22 protein-coding genes, 6 tRNA genes and 3 rRNA genes are annotated in these 24102 nt (G+C 55.9%); 23 read left to right on the top strand and 8 right to left on the bottom strand.

The annotated features are described in order from the left end of the window. Nucleotides 1-63: 63 nt before the first annotated feature. The gene (locus ACEN8E_RS26790; protein WP_007941657.1) at nt 64-486 is read left to right on the top strand and encodes an OsmC family protein; all 423 of its coding nucleotides are present in this window, start codon (nt 64-66) and stop codon (nt 484-486) included. 239 nt (nt 487-725) lie between these two features. Next, entirely contained in the window at nt 726-1517 is a 792-nt protein-coding gene (gene speD, locus ACEN8E_RS26785) for an adenosylmethionine decarboxylase (RefSeq protein WP_007986012.1), read from the top strand. A 178-nt stretch (nt 1518-1695) separates the two neighbouring features. Here speD and coq7 read toward each other — a convergent pair whose 3' ends face one another. From coq7 to hemJ, 6 genes are all read right to left on the bottom strand, one after another. Next, nucleotides 1696-2343: a 2-polyprenyl-3-methyl-6-methoxy-1,4-benzoquinone monooxygenase gene (coq7, locus tag ACEN8E_RS26780; RefSeq protein ID WP_495590467.1), complete on the bottom strand. Its 648-nt coding sequence runs from the start codon at nt 2341-2343 to the stop codon at nt 1696-1698. A gap of 148 nt (nt 2344-2491) precedes the next feature. After that, nucleotides 2492-2830 (bottom strand): histidine triad nucleotide-binding protein, encoded by a 339-nt coding sequence (locus ACEN8E_RS26775; protein ID WP_007906873.1) that lies wholly within the window; start codon nt 2828-2830, stop codon nt 2492-2494. A gap of 80 nt (nt 2831-2910) precedes the next feature. After that, nucleotides 2911-3699: an SDR family NAD(P)-dependent oxidoreductase gene (locus ACEN8E_RS26770; RefSeq protein WP_495590466.1), complete on the bottom strand. Its 789-nt coding sequence runs from the start codon at nt 3697-3699 to the stop codon at nt 2911-2913. A gap of 61 nt (nt 3700-3760) precedes the next feature. Further along, a complete protein-coding gene (locus ACEN8E_RS26765; RefSeq protein WP_495590465.1) occupies nt 3761-4726 on the bottom strand; it encodes a DUF805 domain-containing protein in 966 nt (321 codons plus the stop codon). A gap of 93 nt (nt 4727-4819) precedes the next feature. Further along, the gene (locus tag ACEN8E_RS26760; RefSeq protein WP_495590464.1) at nt 4820-5788 is read right to left on the bottom strand and encodes an NAD(P)H-dependent flavin oxidoreductase; all 969 of its coding nucleotides are present in this window, start codon (nt 5786-5788) and stop codon (nt 4820-4822) included. 33 nt (nt 5789-5821) lie between these two features. After that, on the bottom strand, nt 5822-6253 hold the full coding sequence (hemJ, locus tag ACEN8E_RS26755; RefSeq protein WP_429366715.1) for a protoporphyrinogen oxidase HemJ: 432 nt from the start codon (nt 6251-6253) through the stop codon (nt 5822-5824). Nucleotides 6254-6388: 135 nt separating this feature from the next. Between hemJ and argC the strand changes: the two genes are divergently transcribed. Together argC and erpA are read left to right on the top strand one after the other, a co-directional pair. Next, entirely contained in the window at nt 6389-7423 is a 1035-nt protein-coding gene (gene argC / locus ACEN8E_RS26750) for an N-acetyl-gamma-glutamyl-phosphate reductase (protein ID WP_085716545.1), read from the top strand. Nucleotides 7424-7589: 166 nt separating this feature from the next. Beyond that, nucleotides 7590-7940, top strand: a complete 351-nt coding sequence (gene erpA / locus ACEN8E_RS26745; RefSeq protein ID WP_007906865.1) for an iron-sulfur cluster insertion protein ErpA — start codon at nt 7590-7592, stop codon at nt 7938-7940. A gap of 68 nt (nt 7941-8008) precedes the next feature. Here the strand turns inward: erpA and ACEN8E_RS26740 are convergent, their stop codons facing one another. Together ACEN8E_RS26740 and ACEN8E_RS26735 are read right to left on the bottom strand one after the other, a co-directional pair. Continuing rightward, nucleotides 8009-9100 carry an anhydro-N-acetylmuramic acid kinase gene (locus tag ACEN8E_RS26740; protein WP_495590463.1) on the bottom strand — a complete coding sequence of 364 codons (1092 nt, stop codon included), beginning with the start codon at nt 9098-9100 and terminating at the stop codon, nt 8009-8011. A gap of 3 nt (nt 9101-9103) precedes the next feature. Beyond that, nucleotides 9104-10522, bottom strand: coding sequence for a peptidoglycan DD-metalloendopeptidase family protein (locus ACEN8E_RS26735; RefSeq protein ID WP_495590462.1), 1419 nt, complete (start codon nt 10520-10522; stop codon nt 9104-9106). 211 nt (nt 10523-10733) lie between these two features. On the opposite strand from ACEN8E_RS26735, the gene tyrS reads away from it, so the two are divergent. The 19 genes from tyrS (at nt 10734) to rplL (ending at nt 23943) form a co-directional block, all read left to right on the top strand. Further along, on the top strand, nt 10734-11933 hold the full coding sequence (tyrS, locus tag ACEN8E_RS26730; protein WP_495593400.1) for a tyrosine--tRNA ligase: 1200 nt from the start codon (nt 10734-10736) through the stop codon (nt 11931-11933). 494 nt (nt 11934-12427) lie between these two features. After that, nucleotides 12428-13964 (top strand): 16S ribosomal RNA (locus ACEN8E_RS26725). Nucleotides 13965-14045: 81 nt separating this feature from the next. Next, nucleotides 14046-14122: transfer RNA gene (locus ACEN8E_RS26720), tRNA-Ile, on the top strand. A gap of 30 nt (nt 14123-14152) precedes the next feature. Beyond that, nucleotides 14153-14228, top strand: a tRNA-Ala gene (locus tag ACEN8E_RS26715). 245 nt (nt 14229-14473) lie between these two features. Further along, nucleotides 14474-17365: ribosomal RNA gene (locus ACEN8E_RS26710) — 23S ribosomal RNA — on the top strand. Nucleotides 17366-17523: 158 nt separating this feature from the next. Further along, nucleotides 17524-17639: ribosomal RNA gene (gene rrf, locus ACEN8E_RS26705) — 5S ribosomal RNA — on the top strand. Together the 16S, 23S and 5S rRNA genes with 2 tRNA genes alongside form the textbook arrangement of a ribosomal RNA operon. A gap of 137 nt (nt 17640-17776) precedes the next feature. After that, nucleotides 17777-18736 (top strand): bifunctional biotin--[acetyl-CoA-carboxylase] ligase/biotin operon repressor BirA, encoded by a 960-nt coding sequence (birA, locus tag ACEN8E_RS26700; RefSeq protein ID WP_495590461.1) that lies wholly within the window; start codon nt 17777-17779, stop codon nt 18734-18736. Continuing rightward, nucleotides 18726-19475: a pantothenate kinase gene (locus ACEN8E_RS26695; protein ID WP_495590460.1), complete on the top strand. Its 750-nt coding sequence runs from the start codon at nt 18726-18728 to the stop codon at nt 19473-19475. The genes birA and ACEN8E_RS26695 overlap by 11 nt, the downstream gene beginning before the upstream one ends. A 7-nt stretch (nt 19476-19482) precedes the next feature. Next, nucleotides 19483-19923 (top strand): hypothetical protein, encoded by a 441-nt coding sequence (locus ACEN8E_RS26690; RefSeq protein WP_495590459.1) that lies wholly within the window; start codon nt 19483-19485, stop codon nt 19921-19923. Nucleotides 19924-20066: 143 nt separating this feature from the next. After that, nucleotides 20067-20151 (top strand) — tRNA-Tyr (locus ACEN8E_RS26685). Nucleotides 20152-20175: 24 nt separating this feature from the next. After that, nucleotides 20176-20249: transfer RNA gene (locus ACEN8E_RS26680), tRNA-Gly, on the top strand. A 26-nt stretch (nt 20250-20275) separates the two neighbouring features. Next, a tRNA-Thr gene (locus ACEN8E_RS26675) sits at nt 20276-20351 on the top strand. Between the two features lie 175 nt (nt 20352-20526). After that, nucleotides 20527-20602: transfer RNA gene (locus tag ACEN8E_RS26670), tRNA-Trp, on the top strand. 45 nt (nt 20603-20647) lie between these two features. Next, entirely contained in the window at nt 20648-21016 is a 369-nt protein-coding gene (secE, locus tag ACEN8E_RS26665; protein WP_008018201.1) for a preprotein translocase subunit SecE, read from the top strand. 9 nt (nt 21017-21025) lie between these two features. Beyond that, nucleotides 21026-21559: a transcription termination/antitermination protein NusG gene (nusG, locus tag ACEN8E_RS26660; RefSeq protein WP_007984405.1), complete on the top strand. Its 534-nt coding sequence runs from the start codon at nt 21026-21028 to the stop codon at nt 21557-21559. 117 nt (nt 21560-21676) lie between these two features. Next, on the top strand, nt 21677-22108 hold the full coding sequence (gene rplK / locus ACEN8E_RS26655) for a 50S ribosomal protein L11 (RefSeq protein ID WP_007933726.1): 432 nt from the start codon (nt 21677-21679) through the stop codon (nt 22106-22108). Beyond that, complete coding sequence (gene rplA, locus ACEN8E_RS26650) at nt 22108-22803, top strand: 50S ribosomal protein L1 (RefSeq protein ID WP_003186095.1); 696 nt, start codon at nt 22108-22110, stop codon at nt 22801-22803. The genes rplK and rplA overlap by 1 nt, the downstream gene beginning before the upstream one ends. Before the next feature lie 198 nt (nt 22804-23001). Beyond that, on the top strand, nt 23002-23502 hold the full coding sequence (gene rplJ, locus ACEN8E_RS26645) for a 50S ribosomal protein L10 (protein ID WP_007970413.1): 501 nt from the start codon (nt 23002-23004) through the stop codon (nt 23500-23502). Between the two features lie 75 nt (nt 23503-23577). Then, nucleotides 23578-23943 carry a 50S ribosomal protein L7/L12 gene (gene rplL / locus ACEN8E_RS26640; RefSeq protein ID WP_007970414.1) on the top strand — a complete coding sequence of 122 codons (366 nt, stop codon included), beginning with the start codon at nt 23578-23580 and terminating at the stop codon, nt 23941-23943. Nucleotides 23944-24102 lie beyond the last annotated feature (159 nt).

The following is a 24102-nucleotide window of genomic DNA, read 5'->3' as shown; positions in this document are numbered from 1 at the left end:
CACTGTCAATCACGGGGCCTGTGCTAAGCTGGCGACCCTTTTTTATACAGTGGAGTCTTGGCGATGAAGGCACGCATCCAATGGGCTGGCGAAGCCATGTTCCTCGGCGAATCCGGTAGCGGTCATGTCGTGGTCATGGACGGTCCGCCCGATGCCGGTGGACGCAATCTGGGTGTTCGGCCGATGGAAATGTTGCTGCTGGGTGTCGGCGGTTGCAGCAATTTCGATGTGGTCAGCATCCTCAAGAAGTCCCGCCAGGCGGTCGAAAGCTGTGAAGCTTTCCTTGAAGCCGAGCGTGCGACCGAAGATCCGAAGGTTTTCACCAAAATCCATATGCACTTCGTGGTCAAGGGCCGCGGCCTGAAAGAAGCCCAGGTCAAACGCGCCATCGAATTGTCTGCCGAGAAGTATTGCTCGGCCTCGATCATGCTCGGCGCGGCAGGCGTGGCAATCACCCACGACTACGAGATCATCGAGCTCGGTTGAATCGACATTCAACTATCATAAAAGCAGTGCAGACTCTGGCGAACACAAGCTGACGTCTGCATAATGCGCCACTTTTTTCAGGGTAGTGGCCCGTCACCCGACAGGCCTCGTACCCGAACAGACAACCAAAATCGCCATCGCGAAGAGGTGTTAACCGTCCTACGCAGGTGCGTTGTTCGCATCTGACGGGCATGCTTGATCACGCGGCCGGGCCGCAAGCACATAGAGAGTTTTTAACGGTGAAAAGCAAACTCAAGCTCCACGGGTTCAATAACCTGACAAAGACCTTGAGCTTCAACATCTATGACATCTGCTACGCGGAAACCCCGCAAGACCAGCAGGCTTACGTCGAGTACATCAATAAAGAGTACAACGCGAAACGCCTGACGCAGATTCTCACGGAAGTTGTCGATATCATTGGTGCCAACATCCTGAACATTGCCAGTCAGGACTATGAGCCGCAGGGCGCCAGCGTCACGATCCTGATCTCCGAGGAGCCGGTAACCCCGACCGACAGTCAGATCGAAGAATCCCCGGGCCCGCTGCCCGAAATCATTCTGGCCCACCTCGACAAGAGCCACATCACGGTGCACACCTACCCGGAAATCCATCCGGTCAGTGGTATTGCAACTTTCCGTGTGGACATCGACGTGTCGACTTGCGGGGTCATTTCACCGCTTAAAGCGCTCAACTTCCTGATTCACCAGTTCGATTCGGACATCGTGACCGTGGACTACCGTGTGCGCGGCTTCACTCGTGACGTTGAAGGCAAAAAGCACTTCATCGACCATGAGATCAATTCGATCCAGAACTACCTCTCCGATGACACTTACGACGCGTACCAGATGACCGACGTGAACGTGTACCAGGAAAACCTGTTCCACACCAAGATGCTGCTGAAGAACTTCGAACTGGATAACTACCTGTTCGGCGACGCCACCAGCAACCTGTCCTCTGAGCAACGCGCCCAGGTGACCGAGCGGGTGAAACACGAAATGCTCGAAATCTTCTACGCACGCAACATGGCGTAAGATTTTCAGGCGTAAAAAAGGCGACTCCCTCACGGCAGTCGCCTTTTTCATGTCTGTCGCAAAACCCTTGTAGGAGCGAGCCTGCTCGCGATGGACCTGAGGGCCGCACGTTTATCCAGATACACCCGTTACTGTTGATGTCCTTCGCGAGCAAGCTCGCCCCTACAAAAAAACGGAGTCAGATCCGATAGGTACTCTTGGTCATCACCTTGGCCATCAGGCTCATCCCGAATTTTATCGGCGCTGGAAAGCGGAACCCGCCAGCATCCAGTGCACTTTCGGCATGCTGTTCTTCATCGATACGCATCTGCTCGAGGATTGCCCGGGATTTTTCATCCTCGGCCGGCAATTGTTGCAGATGTTCGTTCAGGTGTTTGCACACCTGGTCTTCCGTTGCCGCAACGAACCCCAGGCTGACTTTGTCGCTGATCAGGCCGGCCACTGCGCCAATCCCGAAAGACATGCCATAAAACAGGGGATTGAGGATGCTGGTGTGGCTACCCAGTTGATGGATGCGTTGTTCGCACCATACCAGGTGATCGATTTCTTCTTCGGCGGCATGCTCCATGGCTGCACGCACTTGCGGCAGTTTGGCGGTCAGCGCCTGCCCCTGATACAGCGCCTGGGCACAGACTTCGCCGGTATGGTTGATGCGCATCAGGCCGGCCACGTGGCGCGTGTCTTCGTCGCTCAATTTTGCATCCGGCTGCACGATGGCAGGCGACGGACGGTACGGCTGGCCGCTGAAGGGCAGCAGGGTACGCATCGCGGCATCGGCTTGCAGCAGAAGGCGGTCAATGGGCGAGTAGTGACGTTGGGTAGTCATGCTGACCTCCGGGGGAATTTCGGTGGCCAGTTTAACCCAAACGGCCGGGGAAGGATTGCGTTGGGTCATTGTGATGCAGTGGCTGTGACAGTGCTGTGATGCCTTTTGTGAAAGCGGCAGTGCGCCGCCTCCACAGGGATTGCCGCAATCAGCCCGGCGGCCAGTGCATCTGGCGCTGACCCAGCACGTGCATATGAATGTGGTAGACGGTTTGTCCGCCCAATTCATTGCAGTTCATGACGACGCGGAAACCTTCTTCACAGCCCAGCTCCAGGGCCAGACGCTGCGCGGTGAACAGGATATGCCCGGCCAGCGCCTTGTCGTCCTCGGTGAGGTCGTTAAGGGTGCGCACCGGTTTCTTCGGGACCACCAGGAAATGTACCGGTGCCTGTGGGGCGATGTCGTGGAAGGCCAGTACCTGGTCGTCCTCGTAAATGATCTTCGCCGGGATTTCCCGGTTGATGATCTTGGTGAACAGAGTATCCACAGCTGTTTTCTCCGTTGTTTGGGCTGGCCTGAGTGTACTCATGGCTTATGCCAGCGCCCAGCCTTTTACCTTGAACTGGATCAGCGCGGGCAGTAAGCCTTGTTGATCATGCCGGCGATTGTGCGGCTCAGCCAGCGCGAGCCGAGCCTTGGCAGGAAGGCAAGCCAGCGGTTGCGCCGCCCCGGAATAATGATCGCGCGATTTTTTTCCAGTGCGCGCACGGTGTAGAGCGCCACTTCCTCGGGGCTCATCAACAGCTTGCTGTTGATCAGTTTGTCGGTGTTGAGTTGCGCGGTGCGGAAAAACGCCGTGCGGGTCGGTCCGGGGCAGAGCACGGAAACCTTGACCGCGCACTTTTTCAGCTCAACGCGCAATCCTTCGGAAAAGTGCAGCACATAGGCCTTGCTGGCGTAATAAGTGCTCATCCACGGTCCCGGTTGAAACGCCGCCACCGAGGCCACATTCAGAATCTGCCCGCCGCCCTGCAGGGCCATGCTGTTGCCGATGGCGTGACACAGGCGGGTGAGGGCGAGGATGTTGACTTCGATCAGGTCTTGCTCGGTCATCCAGTCCTGGGCCAGAAACGGGCCGCATGTGCCGATACCGGCGCAGTTGACCAGCAGGTCGATCTGCCGGTCGCCTTCCTCCAGTTCCAACAGGAATCCGGACAGGCGCAACGGTTCGCCCAGGTCGCAGGCACGGAACAACACTTCCACACCGAACCTTTGGGTCAGTTCAATCGCAATGCTTTCCAGCTGATCACGCTGTCGGGCCACCAGAATCAGGCTGCGGCCGCGCCGGGCCAACGCTTCGGCCATTGCCAGGCCGATGCCGCTGGAGGCGCCAGTGATCAGAGCGTAACGGGTCATGCAGTTCTCCATCGCAACAGCTCCGCGCCGCGACGCAGGTGTCACGGGCCAGGAGCGCTGTTCATTCTTTCGCAGAGTCTACAGGGGGCCGGGCCTCTTCGGCTGCATCGTTGGCGGAATTTGGCAGCGGTTTGACCTCGACGTCGATTTCATCGGTGGTGACCGAACTGCTTTCGTAGCTGCTCTGTGCGGCGCTCTCGTATTCATCCTGTATCGCCGTGAGACCTCCGGCCAGGGTGCCGACCAGGATCAGCGCGATAAATACCAGCCACAGCGAAGACAATACTTTGACCGCGGTGCTGTTCGGCGGGGGTGGCGGACCGTAGCGGTTGGCCAGCTCGTTACCCGGTACGACCATGATCACAATCGGAAAGAAACTGCCTACAAACGGCACCAGGTTCAGCAGCCACAGCCAGCCGGACCAACCGGCATCATGTAAGCGCTGAACGGTGATCTGGATGCTGACGAAGGCAAATCCGACAAACAGGATCAGCGCCAGCAAGCCGCCCAATATCAGGCCGGCGGTCGAATCCGCGCCAATGAGGGCCAGCGCGGCCAACGCAAACACCCCGCAAACAGCCAGGAGCACAAGTGTCAGCACCAGCGTCCAGGCGAGGTAGCGCAAGCGGCCGATACGGCCATCGAAACTGAATGGCTTGAGTGTGGCGAATTCCGCCACGGCCTCGCCGACGAGCGCGCGAGGTGGAGCGTAAGGAGACAGCGGATCTGCCAAATCCGCCTGGCTGCTGGCCGGACTATGGTCATGCACGTCGGCAAGGTTCAACTCGATCGGTGTTTCGGCTTCGACGCGGGCGTCGATCCCGGTTTTGTTCAGCGCCTGGAGATAGGTCTGGGCATCGGCCTGCGACAGGTTGCGTTTGAGCGCTACCGGGCGCCCGCTGAACAGGCGCTCGATAGCCGCGACATCACTTTTGAACAAGTCGGCGAGGTTGAGCTTTGCAGTGGTGATGTCGACACCGGGCAGCAAGCCACCGTCGAAGACGATCTTGAAACGGTTTTCGTCCATATTCGAGGCATCCTTGTCACGAGAGGTTGAAAGAAGAATGGTGTGTCCGGGCGAGTGTAAGGCCAGCCGGGTGAGGCTGGCCAAGTTTTACGGTCAGCGCGGCCAGCGTTTTGGCAACCGGGCCGCATGCTCCAGGGCCTGGCGGTACTCCGCGTCGAGTCGTGCAATCAACTGCTCGACACTCGGCAAGTCCTCGATTTCTCCCACACCCTGGCCTGCGGACCAGACGGTCTTCCAGGCTTTGGCCTCATCGCTCACGGGTTTGAGCTTGGAACCGAAATTGATCTCGCCCTTGCCTTGCAAGGCGGCCATGTCGAAACCGGCGGCCTCCAGGCTCTGGCGCATGAAACTCGCAGGGACACCTGACACGGCTGGAGTATGGATGATGTCTGCCGCTTTGGATGTCAGCAGCATTTCTTTGTAGGCGTCAGGTGCATGACTTTCGGTCGTGCCGATAAATCGCGTGCCGAAGTAGGCCAGATCCGCGCCGAGCAATTGAGCGGCCAGAATTTCGTGGCCGTGGTTCAAGCAACCGGCCAGCAACAGGGTCTTGTCGAAGAACTGGCGGATTTCGGCTATCAGCGAGAACGGGCTCCAGGTCCCGGCGTGCCCGCCGGCACCGGCCGCCACGGCGATCAAGCCATCCACGCCTGCTTCGGCCGCTTTCTCGGCATGACGACGGGTTGTCACATCGTGGAACACCAGGCCGCCGTAGCCATGGACTGCGTCGACCAGTTCTTTCACGGCGCCGAGGCTGGTGATCACGATCGGCACTTTGTGTTCGACGCAGATCTGCAGATCTGCCTGTAAGCGTGGATTACTCTTGTGGACGATCAGGTTCACGGCATAAGGCGCGGGGTTTTCCAGTGTCGCAAGCCCCGCTTCGATTTCTTCCAGCCAGGCCTTGAAGCCGCTGCTTTCACGCTGATTCAGCGCCGGGAAGCTGCCGACCACGCCCTGGCGGCAACAGGCGAGTACCAATTGCGGATTGGAAATCAGGAACATCGGCGCTGCCACCACGGGCAGATGCAATCGTTGTTCGAGCAGAGCGGGCAGCGACATTGGAAGTACCCCGGTGAGTTGTGCCTATTGGATTTAGAACGGCCGAACGACGACCAGTATTACGATTGCCAGCAATATCAGAACCGGAACCTCATTGAACCAGCGATAAAAGACATGGCTGCGGGTGTTTTCGCCACGGGCAAAGCGTTTTACCTGCGCGCCGCACATGTGGTGGTAGCCGATCAGAATCACCACCAGCGTCAGCTTGGCATGCATCCAGCCACCCTGAGTGAAATACGCACTCGGATTGAGGCTGATCAGCCAGCCGCCAAAGATCAGCGTCGCGATCATCGCCGGCCCCATGATGCCCCGGTATAGCTTGCGCTCCATGATACTGAAGCGCTCTTTGCTGACGGCGTCTTCGCTCTGCGCGTGATAGACGAACAGGCGCGGCAGGTAGAACAGGCCGGCAAACCAGCAAACGACGCTGACGATGTGAAGCGCTTTGAGCCACAGATAGAGCATTTTTGGTTATTCCAGGATTCACGGTAGCCGGAATAGTAGTGGCTTGAGGCTCCGCACGTCACCTTGACGGTTGTCGCAGGGGCGCGCGGCCCCTATTATCGACGGCTTTCCAGTGGGTTCGTTGAGGGCAGGTTTATGGTCAAGGTCGGTATCGTCGGCGGCACGGGTTACACCGGTGTCGAACTGCTGCGTCTGTTGGCGCAACATCCGCAAGCTGAAGTGGTTGTCATCACTTCCCGATCCGAGGCCGGCCTGGCCGTGGCCGACATGTACCCGAACCTGCGAGGCCATTACGACGGCCTGGCGTTCAGCGTTCCGGACATCAAGACCCTGGGTGCCTGCGATGTGGTGTTCTTCGCCACGCCGCACGGTGTTGCCCATGCCTTGGCGGGTGAACTGCTGGCGGCCGGGACCAAGGTCATCGACCTGTCGGCCGACTTCCGTCTGCAAGACGCCGATGAATGGGCCAAGTGGTACGGCCAGCCGCACGGCGCACCGGAGTTGCTGGACGAGGCGGTTTATGGCCTGCCGGAAGTCAATCGCGAGCAGATCCGGAAAGCGCGCCTGATTGCCGTACCGGGCTGCTACCCGACTGCAACGCAATTGGGTTTCCTGCCATTGCTCGAAGCCGGCCTGGCCGATGCTTCACATCTGATTGCCGACTGCAAATCCGGCGTCAGTGGTGCCGGTCGTGGTGCTTCCGTAGGCTCGCTGTACTCCGAGACTTCGGAAAGCATGAAGGCCTATGCCGTCAAAGGTCACCGTCACCTGCCGGAAATCCGCCAGGGGCTGCGTCGTGCAGCGGGCAAGGACGTCGGCCTGACCTTCGTTCCGCACCTGACACCGATGATTCGCGGCATCCACTCGACGCTCTACGCCACTGTTGTCGATCGTTCGGTGGATCTGCAGGCGCTGTTTGAAAAGCGCTATGCCAACGAACCGTTCGTCGATGTGATGCCTGCCGGCAGCCATCCGGAGACTCGTAGCGTTAGAGGTGCCAACGTCTGCCGTATTGCCGTGCATCGCCCTCAGGATGGTGATCTGGTGGTGGTGCTGTCGGTGATCGACAACCTGGTCAAAGGGGCGTCGGGGCAGGCGGTGCAGAACCTGAACATTCTGTTCGGATTGGACGAGCGTCTGGGCCTGTCTCACGCAGGCATGCTGCCGTAAGATTTATCGAGTACAGCAAAAGGCCCGTCTGACGGGCCTTTTTGCATTCCAGGCCGGTGACGGGATTGGTTGATATACCATAACAATAGTTGACCGCTTTTCTAGGAGAAGCGGATAATGCGCGTCATCACGCAATATGACGGCGTAACGCCGGGAGATAGTCAGCATGAGCGTCGAATCCTTCACCCCCACGGCTTTGCAATTCACCCACGGTGCCGCGCATAAGGTGAAGAGCCTGGTCGATGAAGAGGGGAATGATCGCTTGAAGCTGCGCGTATTCGTTACGGGCGGCGGTTGTTCAGGTTTTCAGTACGGCTTCACTTTCGATGAAGAAGTGGCCGATGACGACACCATCGTCGAGCGCGAAGGTGTGAGTCTGGTGGTCGATCCGATGAGCTTCCAGTACCTGGCGGGTGCTGAAGTGGACTACCAGGAAGGTCTGGAAGGTTCGCGTTTCGTCATCAAGAACCCGAATGCGACCACTACGTGTGGCTGCGGTTCTTCGTTCTCGATCTGATCAACGCACCTGATCTACAAAACGCCGCACGGCCTCAGGGTCTTGCGGCGTTTTGCTGTGTGGAGGATTCAGGCGGGGTAGATGGCGCCGAGTACGCGCAAACCACGGGCACCGGTAACGCTCGGGCGGTTGGCTGCGATGCCTTCGAGACAGCAATGAGCCAGCCACGCGAAGGCCATGGCTTCGACCCAGTCGGGGTCTACACCGTACGTAGCGGTGCTGCTGACACTTGCGTTAGGCAACAGGTTGGCCAGGCGACTCATCAGCGCGGCGTTGTGGGCGCCGCCGCCGCAGACCAGCAGCTCCTGTGTGTCTGCCTGGGCGCTTTGCAGTGACTCGATGATGGTCAACGCGGTCAGCTCAAGCAGCGTCGCCTGAACATCTTCGGCGGTGAAGGCTGGCAGTTGTGTCAGATGCTGTGTCAGCCATCGCAGGTTGAACACTTCCCGGCCAGTACTTTTCGGGCCCGTGGTCACAAAGAACGGATCGCTGAGCAGCGCATTCAACAGCACGGGTTGAACGTTGCCACTGGCTGCCCATTGGCCGTCACGGTCAAAGTGATCGCCGCGTTGCTGATGAATCCAGGCGTCCAGCAGCACATTGCCCGGGCCGCAGTCGAAACCGGCAACCGGCTTGCCGGGTTCGATCAGGCTGAGATTGCTGAAACCGCCTACGTTCAGCACCGCGCGGTTGCCGGCCCGTTTTTCAAACAAGGCTTCATGAAAGGCGGGAACCAGCGGTGCACCTTGCCCGCCGGCCGCGACGTCGCGGCTGCGGAAGTCGCTGACCACGGTGATGCCGGTCAGCTCCGTCAGCAGGGCCGGATTGCCGATCTGCACGGTAAAGCCGCGTGCCGGTTCATGGCGTATGGTCTGGCCATGGCTACCGATTGCACGAATGTCGTCTGGCTTGAGTTGCTGTTGAGCGAGAAGGGCTTGAATCCCTTGGGCTGCCAGTTTCACCCAGTTCTGCTGGGCAATGGCGGAGCGGGCAATTTCGTCCGGGCCACTGGCGCACAAGCCCAGTAGCTCGGCGCGCAGGGAGTCGGGCATTGGAATGTAGTGGGAGGCAATCAGCCTGATCGCCGGGGCTTGCTCGATCAGCGCGATGTCCAGGCCATCAAGGCTGGTCCCGGACATCACACCTATATAGCGCGCCATGACTTAACGCTTGCTCGAAGCCAGCAGAGTGGCTTTTTCCTGCTCCATGCGCGCCATCAGCGGCTGGCTTTGGGCGAGGAAACGTGCGCGTTCGGCCTTGGCAATCGGATCGGCCATTGGCAGTTTCTGGCCCAGCGGATCGACGTGCACGCCATTGACCTGGAACTCGTAGTGCAGGTGCGGCCCAGTGGAGAGGCCGGTAGTGCCGATGTAGCCAATCACCTGGCCCTGTTTCACCGTGCCGCCAGTCTTCACGCCTTTGGCGAAGCCTTGCATGTGGCCGTAGAGCGTGGTGTAGGTATTGCCATGCTGGAGGACCACGGTATTGCCGTAGCCACCACGGCGGCCGGCCAGCAACACTTTGCCATCACCGGCAGCCTTGATCGGCGTGCCGCGCGGCGCAGCATAGTCGACGCCTTTATGGGCGCGGATCTTGTTCAGGATCGGGTGTTTGCGACCCATGGAAAATTTCGAGCTGATGCGGGCAAAGTCCACTGGTGTGCGGATGAACGCCTTGCGCATGCTGTTACCGTCAGCGGTGTAGTAGCTGCTGTTGCCTTGTTTGTTGGTGTAGCGAACAGCGGTGTAGGTCTTGCCGCGGTTGGTGAAGCGTGCCGACAGGATCGGACCGTTACCGACGGCTTTGCCGTTGACTACCTTTTGCTCGTAGATCACGTCGAATTCGTCGCCCTGGCGAATATCCTGGGCAAAGTCCACGTCGTAGCCAAACACACTGGCCATGTCCATGGTCAGGCTGTGGGACAGGCCTGCACGGGCCGCGGACTGCGACAGCGAGCTGTTGATCACGCCGTGAACGTAAGCGGAGCGCACGGTCGGTTTTGCAGTAGTGCGGTTGAACGTGTAGCCCTTGTCATTCTTGGTCAGGCTGATGCTTTCGACGTCGTTGAGCTTGCTGTGCAAGTTGTTCAATTGGCCGTCAGGGCTCAGCTCGAATTCGAGTTTTTGCCCATGCTTGAGCTGGCTGAACTGCTTGGCCTGCTTGTCGCTGGCCAGTATTTCATGCACCGAGGTGGTGGGGAGGCCGACTTTCGCGAACAGCGTAGAGAGGGTGTCGCCCTTGGCAACGATCACTTCCCTGTGGCTTGCCGGCTTCTTTTCTTCGACGACCGGCGCGGGCTCGGCCAGAGCTGTTTCCTGAGTGTCCTCGGCGCTGTTGTCGATCTGCGCGAAGGGAGATGTTGCTGGCTCATTTGTGGCTTGAACGGCTTCAGCAGCGTCTTGATCTTGTGTCAGTTGTTCAGCAGGACTTTCCAGTTCAAGACTAAGGGTCGTCTTTTTGGCTTCAACATCGCTGGAAGGGAATACCAGGAGCGCCAGGCTGAGAAGGGCGGCGATGCCACTTGCGGCGAGCAAGTGGGTTTTCGGGTAAAGCGGCGGCGCTTTAGACGATTCTGTGGTCATAAGTGGTTTTGACTTTGAAAAAGATGAATTGGAAAAGATGAATGACATGATGAAGATGAAATAACTGTATAAAATATAACCAAATCATCTCTGAAGCAAGTCCGCAGGCACCCTGTCTGTGGATTGGCGTCCGTGCGCCGGGCAAACCTTGTATTTGACGCGCGATCTTGTATGGTTGGTTCCCTTTGAATCTGAGCCTTGCGGGTCTGTTATGAAGTCGGTTGAAGAGCAGCTAGCGCTGATCAAACGTGGTGCGGAAGAACTGTTGGTCGAGTCCGAGCTGATTGAAAAGCTCAAGCGTGGCCAGCCGCTACGTATTAAGGCGGGCTTCGATCCAACGGCTCCGGATCTGCACTTGGGTCACACCGTGCTTATTAATAAGCTGCGTCAGTTCCAGGAGCTGGGGCATCAGGTGATCTTCCTGATTGGTGATTTCACCGGGATGATCGGTGATCCGAGCGGCAAGAGTGCTACGCGCCCGCCGCTCACTCGCGAGCAGGTTCTCGAGAATGCCGAGACCTACAAGACGCAGGTCTTCAAGATTCTGGATCCGGCAAAAACCGAGGTGGCGTTCAACTCCACCTGGATGGATCAGATGGGGCCGGCTGACTTCATTCGCCTGACTTCGCAGTACACCGTGGCTCGCATGCTCGAGCGCGATGACTTCGACAAGCGCTACACGACCAATCAGCCGATCGCCATTCACGAGTTCCTTTATCCGCTGGTACAGGGTTACGACTCGGTAGCGCTGCGTGCAGACGTCGAGCTCGGCGGCACCGATCAGAAGTTCAACTTGCTGATGGGGCGTGAGCTGCAGCGTGGTTATGGTCAGGAAGCCCAGTGCATTTTGACCATGCCGCTGCTTGAAGGCCTGGATGGCGTGAAGAAGATGTCCAAGTCCCTGGGCAACTACGTCGGTATCCAGGAAGCGCCGGGTGTGATGTACAGCAAGCTGGTCTCCATTCCGGATGTGCTGATGTGGCGTTACTTCGAATTGCTCAGCTTCCGTTCCATGGATGAGATCAATGCGTTGCGCGCTGATGTGGAGGCGGGTGCCAATCCGCGCGATATCAAGATCAAGCTGGCCGAAGAGATCGTTGCGCGCTTCCATGGTGAGGAGGCTGCGGCCAATGCTCACCGTGCGGCGGGTAACCGTATGAAGGAAGGCGAGCTGCCGGATGATCTGCCAGAGATCGAGTTGACGGCTGCCGAAGATATGCCGATCGCTGCAGTCCTTAATAAGGCTGGCCTGGTGAAGAACTCGGCGATGGCGCGAGATCTTCTCGGTTCGGGTGGTGTGCGTATAGATGGTGAGGTGGTAGATCGCACCTTTATATACACGTTGGGTGCGACCCATGTTTGCCAGGCCGGCAAGAAGGCATTTGCGCGTATTACGCTCAAAGCTGAATAAAGTTGAAATAAGGTGTTGACGGCGAATTTTAGAAGCCTATAATTCGCCCCACTTCCGGCGCAGTCGAAACGGAAAACTCCTTGTAAAACAATGAGTTATGCAGGTTTCGACAGCAAGTTGCTTCAGGTCATCGAAGCCAAAAGGAAGTTGAAAAAGAGGTGTTGACAGCAGCGTGTAACGCTGTAGAATTCGCCTCCCGCTGACGAGAGATCTGAAGCGCAAGTGGTTGAAGTTGTTAAGGATTCCTTGAAAACTTCTGAAAATAATCACTTGACAGCAAATGAGGCTGCTGTAGAATGCGCGCCTCGGTTGAGACGAAAGCTCTTAACCAACCGCTCTTTAACAACTGAATCAAGCAATTCGTGTGGGTGCTTGTGGAGTCAGACTGCTAGTCAACAGATTATCAGCATCACAAGTTACTCCGCGAGAAATCAAAGATGTAACCAACGATTGCTGAGCCAAGTTTAGGGTTTTCTCAAAACCCAAAGATGTTTGAACTGAAGAGTTTGATCATGGCTCAGATTGAACGCTGGCGGCAGGCCTAACACATGCAAGTCGAGCGGATGACGGGAGCTTGCTCCCTGATTCAGCGGCGGACGGGTGAGTAATGCCTAGGAATCTGCCTGGTAGTGGGGGACAACGTCTCGAAAGGGACGCTAATACCGCATACGTCCTACGGGAGAAAGCAGGGGACCTTCGGGCCTTGCGCTATCAGATGAGCCTAGGTCGGATTAGCTAGTTGGTGAGGTAATGGCTCACCAAGGCGACGATCCGTAACTGGTCTGAGAGGATGATCAGTCACACTGGAACTGAGACACGGTCCAGACTCCTACGGGAGGCAGCAGTGGGGAATATTGGACAATGGGCGAAAGCCTGATCCAGCCATGCCGCGTGTGTGAAGAAGGTCTTCGGATTGTAAAGCACTTTAAGTTGGGAGGAAGGGCATTAACCTAATACGTTAGTGTTTTGACGTTACCGACAGAATAAGCACCGGCTAACTCTGTGCCAGCAGCCGCGGTAATACAGAGGGTGCAAGCGTTAATCGGAATTACTGGGCGTAAAGCGCGCGTAGGTGGTTTGTTAAGTTGGATGTGAAAGCCCCGGGCTCAACCTGGGAACTGCATTCAAAACTGACAAGCTAGAGTATGGTAGAGGGTGGTGGAATTTCCTGTGTAGCGGTGAAATGCGTAGATATAGGAAGGAACACCAGTGGCGAAGGCGACCACCTGGACTGATACTGACACTGAGGTGCGAAAGCGTGGGGAGCAAACAGGATTAGATACCCTGGTAGTCCACGCCGTAAACGATGTCAACTAGCCGTTGGGAGCCTTGAGCTCTTAGTGGCGCAGCTAACGCATTAAGTTGACCGCCTGGGGAGTACGGCCGCAAGGTTAAAACTCAAATGAATTGACGGGGGCCCGCACAAGCGGTGGAGCATGTGGTTTAATTCGAAGCAACGCGAAGAACCTTACCAGGCCTTGACATCCAATGAACTTTCCAGAGATGGATCGGTGCCTTCGGGAACATTGAGACAGGTGCTGCATGGCTGTCGTCAGCTCGTGTCGTGAGATGTTGGGTTAAGTCCCGTAACGAGCGCAACCCTTGTCCTTAGTTACCAGCACGTCATGGTGGGCACTCTAAGGAGACTGCCGGTGACAAACCGGAGGAAGGTGGGGATGACGTCAAGTCATCATGGCCCTTACGGCCTGGGCTACACACGTGCTACAATGGTCGGTACAGAGGGTTGCCAAGCCGCGAGGTGGAGCTAATCCCACAAAACCGATCGTAGTCCGGATCGCAGTCTGCAACTCGACTGCGTGAAGTCGGAATCGCTAGTAATCGCGAATCAGAATGTCGCGGTGAATACGTTCCCGGGCCTTGTACACACCGCCCGTCACACCATGGGAGTGGGTTGCACCAGAAGTAGCTAGTCTAACCTTCGGGGGGACGGTTACCACGGTGTGATTCATGACTGGGGTGAAGTCGTAACAAGGTAGCCGTAGGGGAACCTGCGGCTGGATCACCTCCTTAATCGACGACTCAGCTGCTCCATAAGTTCCCACACGAATTGCTTGATTCATTGAAGAAGACGATAAGAAGCAGCCCGAAATTGGGTCTGTAGCTCAGTTGGTTAGAGCGCACCCCTGATAAGGGTGAGGTCGGCAGTTCGAATCTGCCCAGACCCACCAATTTTGTGTGGGAAACGCCTGTAGAAATACGGGGCCATAGCTCAGCTGGGAGAGCGCCTGCCTTGCACGCAGGAGGTCAACGGTTCGATCCCGTTTGGCTCCACCACTACTGCTTCTGATTGTGTAAAGCTTAGAAATGAGCATTCCATCGATGATGGTGAATGTTGATTTCTAGTCTTTGACTAGTTCGTTCTTTAAAAATTTGGGTATGTGATAGAAAGATAGACTGAACGTTACTTTCACTGGTAACGGATCAGGCTAAGGTAAAATTTGTGAGTTCTCTTAATTGAGAAATTCGAATTTTCGGCGAATGTCGTCTTCATAGTATAACCAGATTGCTTGGGGTTATATGGTCAAGTGAAGAAGCGCATACGGTGGATGCCTTGGCAGTCAGAGGCGATGAAAGACGTGGTAGCCTGCGAAAAGCTTCGGGGAGTCGGCAAACAGACTTTGATCCGGAGATGTCTGAATGGGGGAACCCAGCCATCATAAGATGGTTATCTTGTACTGAATACATAGGTGCAAGAGGCGAACCAGGGGAACTGAAACATCTAAGTACCCTGAGGAAAAGAAATCAACCGAGATTCCCTTAGTAGTGGCGAGCGAACGGGGACTAGCCCTTAAGTGGCTTTGAGATTAGCGGAACGCTCTGGAAAGTGCGGCCATAGTGGGTGATAGCCCTGTACGCGAAAATCTCTTAGTCATGAAATCGAGTAGGACGGAGCACGAGAAACTTTGTCTGAATATGGGGGGACCATCCTCCAAGGCTAAATACTACTGACTGACCGATAGTGAACTAGTACCGTGAGGGAAAGGCGAAAAGAACCCCGGAGAGGGGAGTGAAATAGATCCTGAAACCGTATGCGTACAAGCAGTGGGAGCCCACTTTGTTGGGTGACTGCGTACCTTTTGTATAATGGGTCAGCGACTTATTTTCAGTGGCGAGCTTAACCGAATAGGGGAGGCGTAGCGAAAGCGAGTCTTAATAGGGCGTCTAGTCGCTGGGAATAGACCCGAAACCGGGCGATCTATCCATGGGCAGGTTGAAGGTTAGGTAACACTGACTGGAGGACCGAACCGACTACCGTTGAAAAGTTAGCGGATGACCTGTGGATCGGAGTGAAAGGCTAATCAAGCTCGGAGATAGCTGGTTCTCCTCGAAAGCTATTTAGGTAGCGCCTCATGTATCACTGTAGGGGGTAGAGCACTGTTTCGGCTAGGGGGTCATCCCGACTTACCAAACCGATGCAAACTCCGAATACCTACAAGTGCCGAGCATGGGAGACACACGGCGGGTGCTAACGTCCGTCGTGAAAAGGGAAACAACCCAGACCGTCAGCTAAGGTCCCAAAGTTATGGTTAAGTGGGAAACGATGTGGGAAGGCTTAGACAGCTAGGAGGTTGGCTTAGAAGCAGCCACCCTTTAAAGAAAGCGTAATAGCTCACTAGTCGAGTCGGCCTGCGCGGAAGATGTAACGGGGCTCAAACCATACACCGAAGCTACGGGTATCACGCAAGTGATGCGGTAGAGGAGCGTTCTGTAAGCCTGTGAAGGTGAGTTGAGAAGCTTGCTGGAGGTATCAGAAGTGCGAATGCTGACATGAGTAACGACAATGGGTGTGAAAAACACCCACGCCGAAAGACCAAGGTTTCCTGCGCAACGTTAATCGACGCAGGGTTAGTCGGTCCCTAAGGCGAGGCTGAAAAGCGTAGTCGATGGAAAACAGGTTAATATTCCTGTACTTCTGGTTATTGCGATGGAGGGACGGAGAAGGCTAGGCCAGCTTGGCGTTGGTTGTCCAAGTTTAAGGTGGTAGGCTGAGATCTTAGGTAAATCCGGGATCTTAAGGCCGAGAGCTGATGACGAGTTACCCTTTGGGTGACGAAGTGGTTGATGCCATGCTTCCAAGAAAAGCTTCTAAGCTTCAGGTAACCAGGAACCGTACCCCAAACCGACACAGGTGGTTGGGTAGAGAATACCAAGGCGCTTGAGAGAACTCGGGTGAAGGAACTAGGCAAAATGGCACCGTAACTTCGGGAGAAGGTGCGCCGGTGAGGGTGAAGCATTTACTGCGTAAGCCCACGCCGGTCGAAGATACCAGGCCGCTGCGACTGTTTATTAAAAACACAGCACTCTGCAAACACGAAAGTGGACGTATAGGGTGTGACGCCTGCCCGGTGCCGGAAGGTTAATTGATGGGGTTAGCTAACGCGAAGCTCTTGATCGAAGCCCCGGTAAACGGCGGCCGTAACTATAACGGTCCTAAGGTAGCGAAATTCCTTGTCGGGTAAGTTCCGACCTGCACGAATGGCGTAACGATGGCGGCGCTGTCTCCACCCGAGACTCAGTGAAATTGAAATCGCTGTGAAGATGCAGTGTATCCGCGGCTAGACGGAAAGACCCCGTGAACCTTTACTATAGCTTTGCACTGGACTTTGAATTTGCTTGTGTAGGATAGGTGGGAGGCTTTGAAGCGTGGACGCCAGTTCGCGTGGAGCCATCCTTGAAATACCACCCTGGCAACTTTGAGGTTCTAACTCAGGTCCGTTATCCGGATCGAGGACAGTGTATGGTGGGTAGTTTGACTGGGGCGGTCTCCTCCTAAAGAGTAACGGAGGAGTACGAAGGTGCGCTCAGACCGGTCGGAAATCGGTCGTAGAGTATAAAGGCAAAAGCGCGCTTGACTGCGAGACAGACACGTCGAGCAGGTACGAAAGTAGGTCTTAGTGATCCGGTGGTTCTGTATGGAAGGGCCATCGCTCAACGGATAAAAGGTACTCCGGGGATAACAGGCTGATACCGCCCAAGAGTTCATATCGACGGCGGTGTTTGGCACCTCGATGTCGGCTCATCACATCCTGGGGCTGAAGCCGGTCCCAAGGGTATGGCTGTTCGCCATTTAAAGTGGTACGCGAGCTGGGTTTAGAACGTCGTGAGACAGTTCGGTCCCTATCTGCCGTGGACGTTTGAGATTTGAGAGGGGCTGCTCCTAGTACGAGAGGACCGGAGTGGACGAACCTCTGGTGTTCCGGTTGTCACGCCAGTGGCATTGCCGGGTAGCTATGTTCGGAAAAGATAACCGCTGAAAGCATCTAAGCGGGAAACTTGCCTCAAGATGAGATCTCACTGGGACCTTGAGTCCCCTGAAGGGCCGTCGAAGACTACGACGTTGATAGGTTGGGTGTGTAAGCGCTGTGAGGCGTTGAGCTAACCAATACTAATTGCCCGTGAGGCTTGACCATATAACACCCAAGCAATTTGACTACTTCGAAAGAAGCATCAGATTGCGGTGTGTGAAGACGCAAGAACCGAAAGTTCGACGCTCACAAAACACCGATTTCCATCACATACCCAATTTGCTGAAGCGCGGCCAGCCGGCCACGACTCGGTACCCGAATTTCTTGACGACCATAGAGCGTTGGAACCACCTGATCCCATCCCGAACTCAGCAGTGAAACGATGCATCGCCGATGGTAGTGTGGGGTTTCCCCATGTGAGAGTAGGTCATCGTCAAGATTAAATTCCGAAACCCCTATCTGCGTATGCAGGTAGGGGTTTTGTTTTTGTCCGCAGGAAAGCCGCGACTGCTGGATTTCTATGCAATAGCTCGGCGCGTGGCTATCATGCGGGCCTCATTGTGAGGCGAGACCTGCATGCTGACGTTGTTAAAGCTTCTTAAAGATGGCCGATTCCATTCGGGTCAAGCGCTGGGTGCTGCCCTGGGCGTCAGTCGTAGTGCCGTGTGGAAGCAGCTTCAGCATTTGGAGGCTGAGCTGGGTTTGTCTATTCATAAAGTTCGTGGGCGCGGCTATCAATTGTCAGCGCCATTAGCGCTGCTCGATCCTGCCGAGATAAGTGCGCAGGCGCTTTCCTGCGACTGGCCAGTCCAGGTCTACGACTCGATCGACTCCACAAACGCCGAGGCACTGCGCGCCATTGAGCGGGGTCAGGCGGCACCCTTTCTTGTGCTTGCGGAGCGGCAGACAGCCGGGCGCGGGCGACGTGGTCGCAAGTGGGTCAGTCCATTTGCAGAAAACGTCTATTACAGCCTGGTACTACGCATTGATGGCGGGATGCGTCAGTTGGAGGGGCTGAGCCTTGTCGTTGGGCTCGCTGTTTTGCAGACGCTGCGTGAGCTCGGCATTGCTGCCGCTGGATTGAAGTGGCCAAACGATGTCCTTGTGGGTCAGAAAAAGATCGCGGGAATATTGCTCGAGTTGGTTGGTGATCCCGCTGATGTGTGCCACGTGGTTCTCGGTGTGGGGGTCAATGTGAACATGCAGTCCGCTGACGAGGTAGATCAGCAATGGACATCCATGCGGCTCGAGTCTGGCAAATTGTTTGATCGCAACCAATTGGTCGCCAGGTTGGGGGAAATGCTGCAGCGATACCTGGCACTTCATCAGGCGGGCGGTTTTTTAGCCATCCAGTCCGAGTGGGAGCAAAATCACCTGTGGCAGGGGCGCAGTGTGTCGTTGATTGCCGGGGTCAATCAAATTGATGGTGAGGTGCTTGGTATTGATGGCCAGGGCGCCTTGCGCCTGAAGGTGGATGGTGTGGAGAAAGTCTTCAGTGGTGGTGAGTTGAGCCTGAGGTTACGTGATGATTCTTGAGCTCGATTGTGGGAATAGTTTCATCAAGTGGCGCGTGCTGGCCGCAAATGCCGGGCAGGTGCTTGGTGAGGGGGTTGTCGATTCCAACCTCGCATTGCTTGAGGGGTTGGGGTCGATTGAAGGGCTTGCTCTCACGTTTTGCCGGCTGGTGAGCGTGAGGACGGCGGAGGAGACCGGTGCACTGACGTCTTTGCTAAGGGAAACCTTTGATGTGCCGGTTGTGTGTGCAACGCCTGCGCGCGAAATGTCAGGCGTGCGCAATGGGTACGAGGAGTTTGAGCGGCTGGGTCTGGATCGATGGCTTGCAATGCTTGGGGGCTTTCATCTGGCTTCAGGTGCGTGCCTGGTGCTCGACTTCGGTACGGCCGTCACTGCTGACTTTATCGCGGCGGATGGAGAGCACCTGGGTGGTTTCATCTGTCCGGGGATGCCGTTGATGCGCAACCAATTGCGCACCCACACTCGCAAGATTCGTTATGGGGACCTGGCGGCTGAGCAGGCTCTGGAAAGTCTTGTTCCGGGGCGCGCGACTGTTGAGGCTGTAGAGCGTGGTTGTCTGTTGATGTTGCGCGGATTCGTACTGACTCAGCTCGAGTTGGCGCGCAGTTACTGGGGCGAGGGCTTTGTCGTATTCCTCACAGGGGGGGATGCAAACCTGGTTTCTGAGGTCGTGCCTCAGGCCAGGGTGGTTCCGGATCTGGTGTTTGTCGGCTTGGCTATGGCGTGCCCTTTGTCCTGAGGTCTTTATGCGTTGGTTGTTTCTGCTGCTGCTTGTTCTCAATGTGTTTTATTACGTCTGGCATCAACAGGAGGCTCCGCTGCGCGCGAAGGATGTAACGCCCTTGAGTCTGTATCGCGGGTCTCAGCAGGATATCCGTCTGTTGAGCGAGGCGGGGGAGGTGGCCAAGGACAAGGGCAAGGCAGTCCAGCCGGATTCCGGCTGTCTTTATCTGGGCGGTTTTACCCGTCAGGACGTGGCTCAGGGGCTTGAGCGCAGATTGACTGGTATGGAAGTCAAGTTTCAGACGTTGCCCAAGGGTGGCTCTGAAACTGCCGGTTATTGGCTGCGTGTGGCCCCGGAAAGCCGACGCTGGCTGGACGATCTGCAGCTGATAAACCTTTCTAAAGAATTCAATGAGTTAAAACATAAAATAATGCCGTGCGAGGGGGTTGCACCCATCGAATAGTTTGCATAGAATGGCGCCCGCTCCACAGCGAACACCGGAAACGGTTAACGATGTGAGGCGAGGTCAACGCAGCTAAGCTCAGGTTTTTAATGAGAAAAATGCTTGACAGAAGGCTGGCATGATGTAGAATGCCGGCTCGCTTAGGAGGGGTTCCCGAGCGGCCAAAGGGATCAGACTGTAAATCTGACGTCTACGACTTCGAAGGTTCGAATCCTTCCCCCTCCACCATTTTTAGCGAGAGCTGTAAGCCTCGCGGGTATAGTTTAGTGGTAGAACCTCAGCCTTCCAAGCTGATGATGCGGGTTCGATTCCCGCTACCCGCTCCAAGTTTACAGGTTTTGCACAGTGTTACGCTCTTGTAGCTCAGTTGGTAGAGCACACCCTTGGTAAGGGTGAGGTCAGCGGTTCAAATCCGCTCAAGAGCTCCATATAACAAGGCAGATATGAAAATATCTGCCTTTGTTTTAAGTGGTTCAGGTTGCCTTTGGTTGTTCGCGGTGATGATGGTTGTGTCGTCGGTGCGGATGTCGTAACCAGGGCTCCAGAGTAAATTGTTGTAAAGTCTCCTTCAGGCCGGCATAATGGTCGGCCTGATTTTGTTTTAGGTCAGTAGCTCAATTGGCAGAGCGACGGTCTCCAAAACCGTAGGTTGGGGGTTCGATTCCCTCCTGACCTGCCAGATTCACTCGGTGTGTCTGGCTTTCTTTTCACAGGATCTTCATAGATGACTCCTAAAGCTGAAGCTCAAGGCTCTCGCTTCGATCTCCTCAAGTGGCTGGTAGTAGTCGCTCTGGTGATTGTTGGCGTTGTTGGAAATCAGTATTTCTCTGCTTCGCCGATCCTGTACCGAGTACTCGCATTGCTCGCCATTGCTGCTGTAGCTGCCTTTGTAGGCCTGCAGACTGCGAAGGGCAAGTCTTTCTTTGTACTGGTTAAGGAAGCTCGCACCGAGATTCGTAAAGTCGTTTGGCCAACTCGCCAAGAAACCACGCAGACCACCCTGATTGTGGTGGCTGTTGTTCTGGTTATGGCGTTGCTGTTGTGGGGGCTAGATTCCCTGCTCGGCTGGCTTGTTTCCTTGATCGTCGGCTAAGGGTGTCCCGTGGCTAAGCGTTGGTATGTTGTGCATGCTTACTCCGGTTACGAGAAGCATGTAATGCGCTCGCTGATCGAGCGCGTAAAGCTGGCCGGTATGGAAGACGGCTTCGGCGAGATTCTGGTTCCCACTGAAGAAGTGGTTGAAATGCGTAATGGCCAGAAGCGCAAAAGCGAACGCAAGTTCTTCCCTGGCTACGTGCTGGTGCAGATGGATATGAATGAGGGTACCTGGCACTTGGTCAAGGATACTCCTCGGGTGATGGGTTTTATCGGCGGTACCGCCGACAAGCCCGCGCCGATCACCGATAAAGAAGCAGAAGCGATTCTGCGCCGCGTTGCTGATGGTAGCGACAAGCCGAAGCCGAAGACGTTGTTCGAGCCAGGCGAGTCGGTACGCGTCAATGACGGCCCGTTCGCGGACTTTACCGGTGTTGTTGAAGAAGTTAACTACGAAAAGAGCCGGATCCAGGTCGCAGTGCTCATTTTCGGTCGCTCTACTCCGGTGGAGCTCGAGTTCAGCCAGGTCGAAAAGGTCTAGTTGAACAAAAATCCCAACCCCGCAGCCGTAGGCTGTGGGGTTTTGTCGTCACTGGGATAAACGCGCAAGTAACCGGGGAGCCTCTCGAGGCGTTCGAACCCGTAATTGGAGTGCCTCATGGCCAAGAAGATTACCGCTTACATCAAGCTGCAAGTGAAGGCCGCTCAGGCTAACCCAAGCCCACCTGTTGGTCCTGCTCTGGGTCAGCACGGCGTGAACATCATGGAATTCTGCAAGGCTTTCAACGCCCGTACTCAGGGTCTTGAGCCAGGTCTGCCGACTCCAGTGATCATCACTGTCTACAGCGACCGTAGCTTCACTTTCGAAACCAAATCCACCCCTGCTTCGGTTCTGCTGAAGAAGGCGGCCGGTCTGACCAGCGGTTCCGCTCGTCCGAACACCGTTAAGGTTGGCACCGTGACTCGTGCTCAGCTGGAAGAAATCGCGAAAACCAAAAACGCGGATCTGACTGCAGCTGATATGGAAGCAGCCGTGCGTACTATCGCCGGTTCTGCTCGTAGCATGGGCCTTAACGTGGAGGGTGTGTAATGGCTAAGCTGACCAAGCGTCAAAAGGCTATCGCCGGCAAAATCGAAGCAGGCAAGGCCTACAACTTTGTAGACGCCGCTGCTCTGCTGGCCGAGCTGTCGACTGTCAAGTTCAGCGAGTCGTTCGACGTAGCTGTAAACCTGGGTGTTGACCCGCGTAAATCCGACCAGGTCGTTCGTAGCGCTACTGTGCTGCCACACGGCACTGGCAAGACTGTTCGCGTTGCTGTGTTCACCCAGGGTCCAGCTGCTGAAGCCGCTCTGGCTGCCGGCGCTGACCGCGTAGGCATGGATGACCTGGCTGCCGAAATGAAAGGCGGCGACCTGAACTATGACGTAGTGATTGCATCCCCGGATGCCATGCGCGTTGTAGGTCAGTTGGGTCAGATCCTCGGTCCACGTGGCCTGATGCCTAACCCTAAAGTCGGCACCGTAACCCCAGACGTAGCTACCGCGGTTAAAAACGCCAAGGCTGGTCAGGTTCGTTATCGCACCGACAAAAACGGCATCATCCACACTTCCGTTGGCAAGATCGGCTTCGACGCCGTCAAGCTGAAGGAAAACGTTGAAGCCCTGATCGCTGATCTGAAGCGTATCAAACCAGCTTCCTCGAAAGGCATTTACGTCAAGCGCGTTACCCTGAGCACCACTATGGGCCCAGGTCTGGTCATCGACCAAAGCTCGCTCGACGCGTAAGACACAAATTGGCGCAAGCGATTGCGCCAATTGAAAAATTGGGGTCCCTGCCTGGCGGGGGCTATCCAAGACCGTAGGCGGCGCAAGTCTTAAACCACAAGCCTACGCAGATGGTGCTCCCGGTTCCTTACCGAATCAGACACCAAAACGACATCCGGTTTCGACCAGATGAAACGGTAACAAGCAGGAGTTAAACCCGTGGCAATTAAACTCGAAGACAAGAAGGCCATCGTCGCTGAAGTCAACGAGGCTGCCAAAGTCGCTCTGTCCGCTGTCGTGGCTGATGCCCGTGGCGTAACAGTAGGCGCGATGACCGGACTCCGTAAAGAGGCTCGTGAAGCTGGCGTTTACGTACGTGTCGTACGTAACACCCTGCTCAAGCGCGCTGTTGCTGACACTGAATTCAGTGTTCTCAACGACGTGTTCACCGGCCCTACCCTGATTGCGTTCTCCAAGGAACATCCAGGCGCTGCTGCCCGGATCTTCAAGGAATTCGCAAAGGGTCAGGACAAGTTCGAGATCAAGGCAGCTGCGTTCGAGGGCAAGTTCCTCGCAGCTAACCAAATCGACGTACTGGCAACTCTGCCGACCCGTGACGAAGCAATTTCTCAGCTGATGAGCGTGATTCAAGGCGCTACCAGCAAATTGGCTCGTACTCTGGCGGCAATTCGCGACCAGAAAGAAGCTGCTGCAGCCTAAGGCTCGTCAACTTCTCGCGTTTTTTGTTTTTTTCGATGGTCGCGTAGGCCGTCCCCAATATCAGGAATTAGATTCATGTCTATCTCTCAGAACGATATCCTTGAAGCAGTTGGCAACATGTCCGTAATGGAAGTTGTTGAGCTGATCAAAGCTTTCGAAGAAAAATTCGGTGTTACCGCTGCTGCTGCATCGGCTGGTCCAGCTGTTGCTGCTGCCGTTGCTGAAGAGCAAACCGAATTCAACGTCATGCTGACCGAAGCTGGCGAGAAGAAAGTTAACGTGATCAAGGCTGTACGTGAACTGACCGGTCTGGGCTTGAAAGAAGCCAAGGCTGTAGTTGACGGCGCACCTGCCATGGTTCTGGAAGCTGTTGCCAAAGACGCAGCTGACAAAGCCAAAGCAGCTCTGGAAGAAGCAGGCGCTAAAGTCGAGCTGAAGTAAGCATCGACTTTGCTCCTCCAGCCCGAGCGTTAAGCGACAGGCTGATGGCTGGTGGCTCTTGCCACCGGCCTTTTTCCGTTATTGGCAGCCGACTGGGTCGGTGCCGATAACGTGCTGTAACCACCCGATGCGGTGGCGCAAACCATGGGGTTTGCACGA

The sequence above is a fragment of the Pseudomonas sp. Pseusp9 genome, assembly GCF_059491265.1.
The sequence above is the reverse complement of the archived record's forward strand: the minus strand, read 5'-3'. Positions and strand labels throughout refer to the sequence as shown.

What these genes read in the sequence shown, in the direction of transcription:
- ACEN8E_RS26790 (WP_007941657.1), top strand. Translation starts at nt 64, where the DNA reads ATGAAGGCACGCATCCAATGGGCTGGCGAAGCCATGTTCCTCGGCGAA.
- coq7 (WP_495590467.1), bottom strand. Translation starts at nt 2,343, where the DNA reads ATGACTACCCAACGTCACTACTCGCCCATTGACCGCCTTCTGCTGCAA.
- ACEN8E_RS26770 (WP_495590466.1), bottom strand. Translation starts at nt 3,699, where the DNA reads ATGACCCGTTACGCTCTGATCACTGGCGCCTCCAGCGGCATCGGCCTG.
- ACEN8E_RS26765 (WP_495590465.1), bottom strand. Translation starts at nt 4,726, where the DNA reads ATGGACGAAAACCGTTTCAAGATCGTCTTCGACGGTGGCTTGCTGCCC.
- ACEN8E_RS26760 (WP_495590464.1), bottom strand. Translation starts at nt 5,788, where the DNA reads ATGTCGCTGCCCGCTCTGCTCGAACAACGATTGCATCTGCCCGTGGTG.
- hemJ (WP_429366715.1), bottom strand. Translation starts at nt 6,253, where the DNA reads ATGCTCTATCTGTGGCTCAAAGCGCTTCACATCGTCAGCGTCGTTTGC.
- argC (WP_085716545.1), top strand. Translation starts at nt 6,389, where the DNA reads ATGGTCAAGGTCGGTATCGTCGGCGGCACGGGTTACACCGGTGTCGAA.
- erpA (WP_007906865.1), top strand. Translation starts at nt 7,590, where the DNA reads ATGAGCGTCGAATCCTTCACCCCCACGGCTTTGCAATTCACCCACGGT.
- ACEN8E_RS26740 (WP_495590463.1), bottom strand. Translation starts at nt 9,100, where the DNA reads ATGGCGCGCTATATAGGTGTGATGTCCGGGACCAGCCTTGATGGCCTG.
- ACEN8E_RS26735 (WP_495590462.1), bottom strand. Translation starts at nt 10,522, where the DNA reads ATGACCACAGAATCGTCTAAAGCGCCGCCGCTTTACCCGAAAACCCAC.
- tyrS (WP_495593400.1), top strand. Translation starts at nt 10,734, where the DNA reads ATGAAGTCGGTTGAAGAGCAGCTAGCGCTGATCAAACGTGGTGCGGAA.
- birA (WP_495590461.1), top strand. Translation starts at nt 17,777, where the DNA reads ATGCTGACGTTGTTAAAGCTTCTTAAAGATGGCCGATTCCATTCGGGT.
- ACEN8E_RS26695 (WP_495590460.1), top strand. Translation starts at nt 18,726, where the DNA reads ATGATTCTTGAGCTCGATTGTGGGAATAGTTTCATCAAGTGGCGCGTG.
- ACEN8E_RS26690 (WP_495590459.1), top strand. Translation starts at nt 19,483, where the DNA reads ATGCGTTGGTTGTTTCTGCTGCTGCTTGTTCTCAATGTGTTTTATTAC.
- secE (WP_008018201.1), top strand. Translation starts at nt 20,648, where the DNA reads ATGACTCCTAAAGCTGAAGCTCAAGGCTCTCGCTTCGATCTCCTCAAG.
- rplK (WP_007933726.1), top strand. Translation starts at nt 21,677, where the DNA reads ATGGCCAAGAAGATTACCGCTTACATCAAGCTGCAAGTGAAGGCCGCT.
- rplA (WP_003186095.1), top strand. Translation starts at nt 22,108, where the DNA reads ATGGCTAAGCTGACCAAGCGTCAAAAGGCTATCGCCGGCAAAATCGAA.
- rplL (WP_007970414.1), top strand. Translation starts at nt 23,578, where the DNA reads ATGTCTATCTCTCAGAACGATATCCTTGAAGCAGTTGGCAACATGTCC.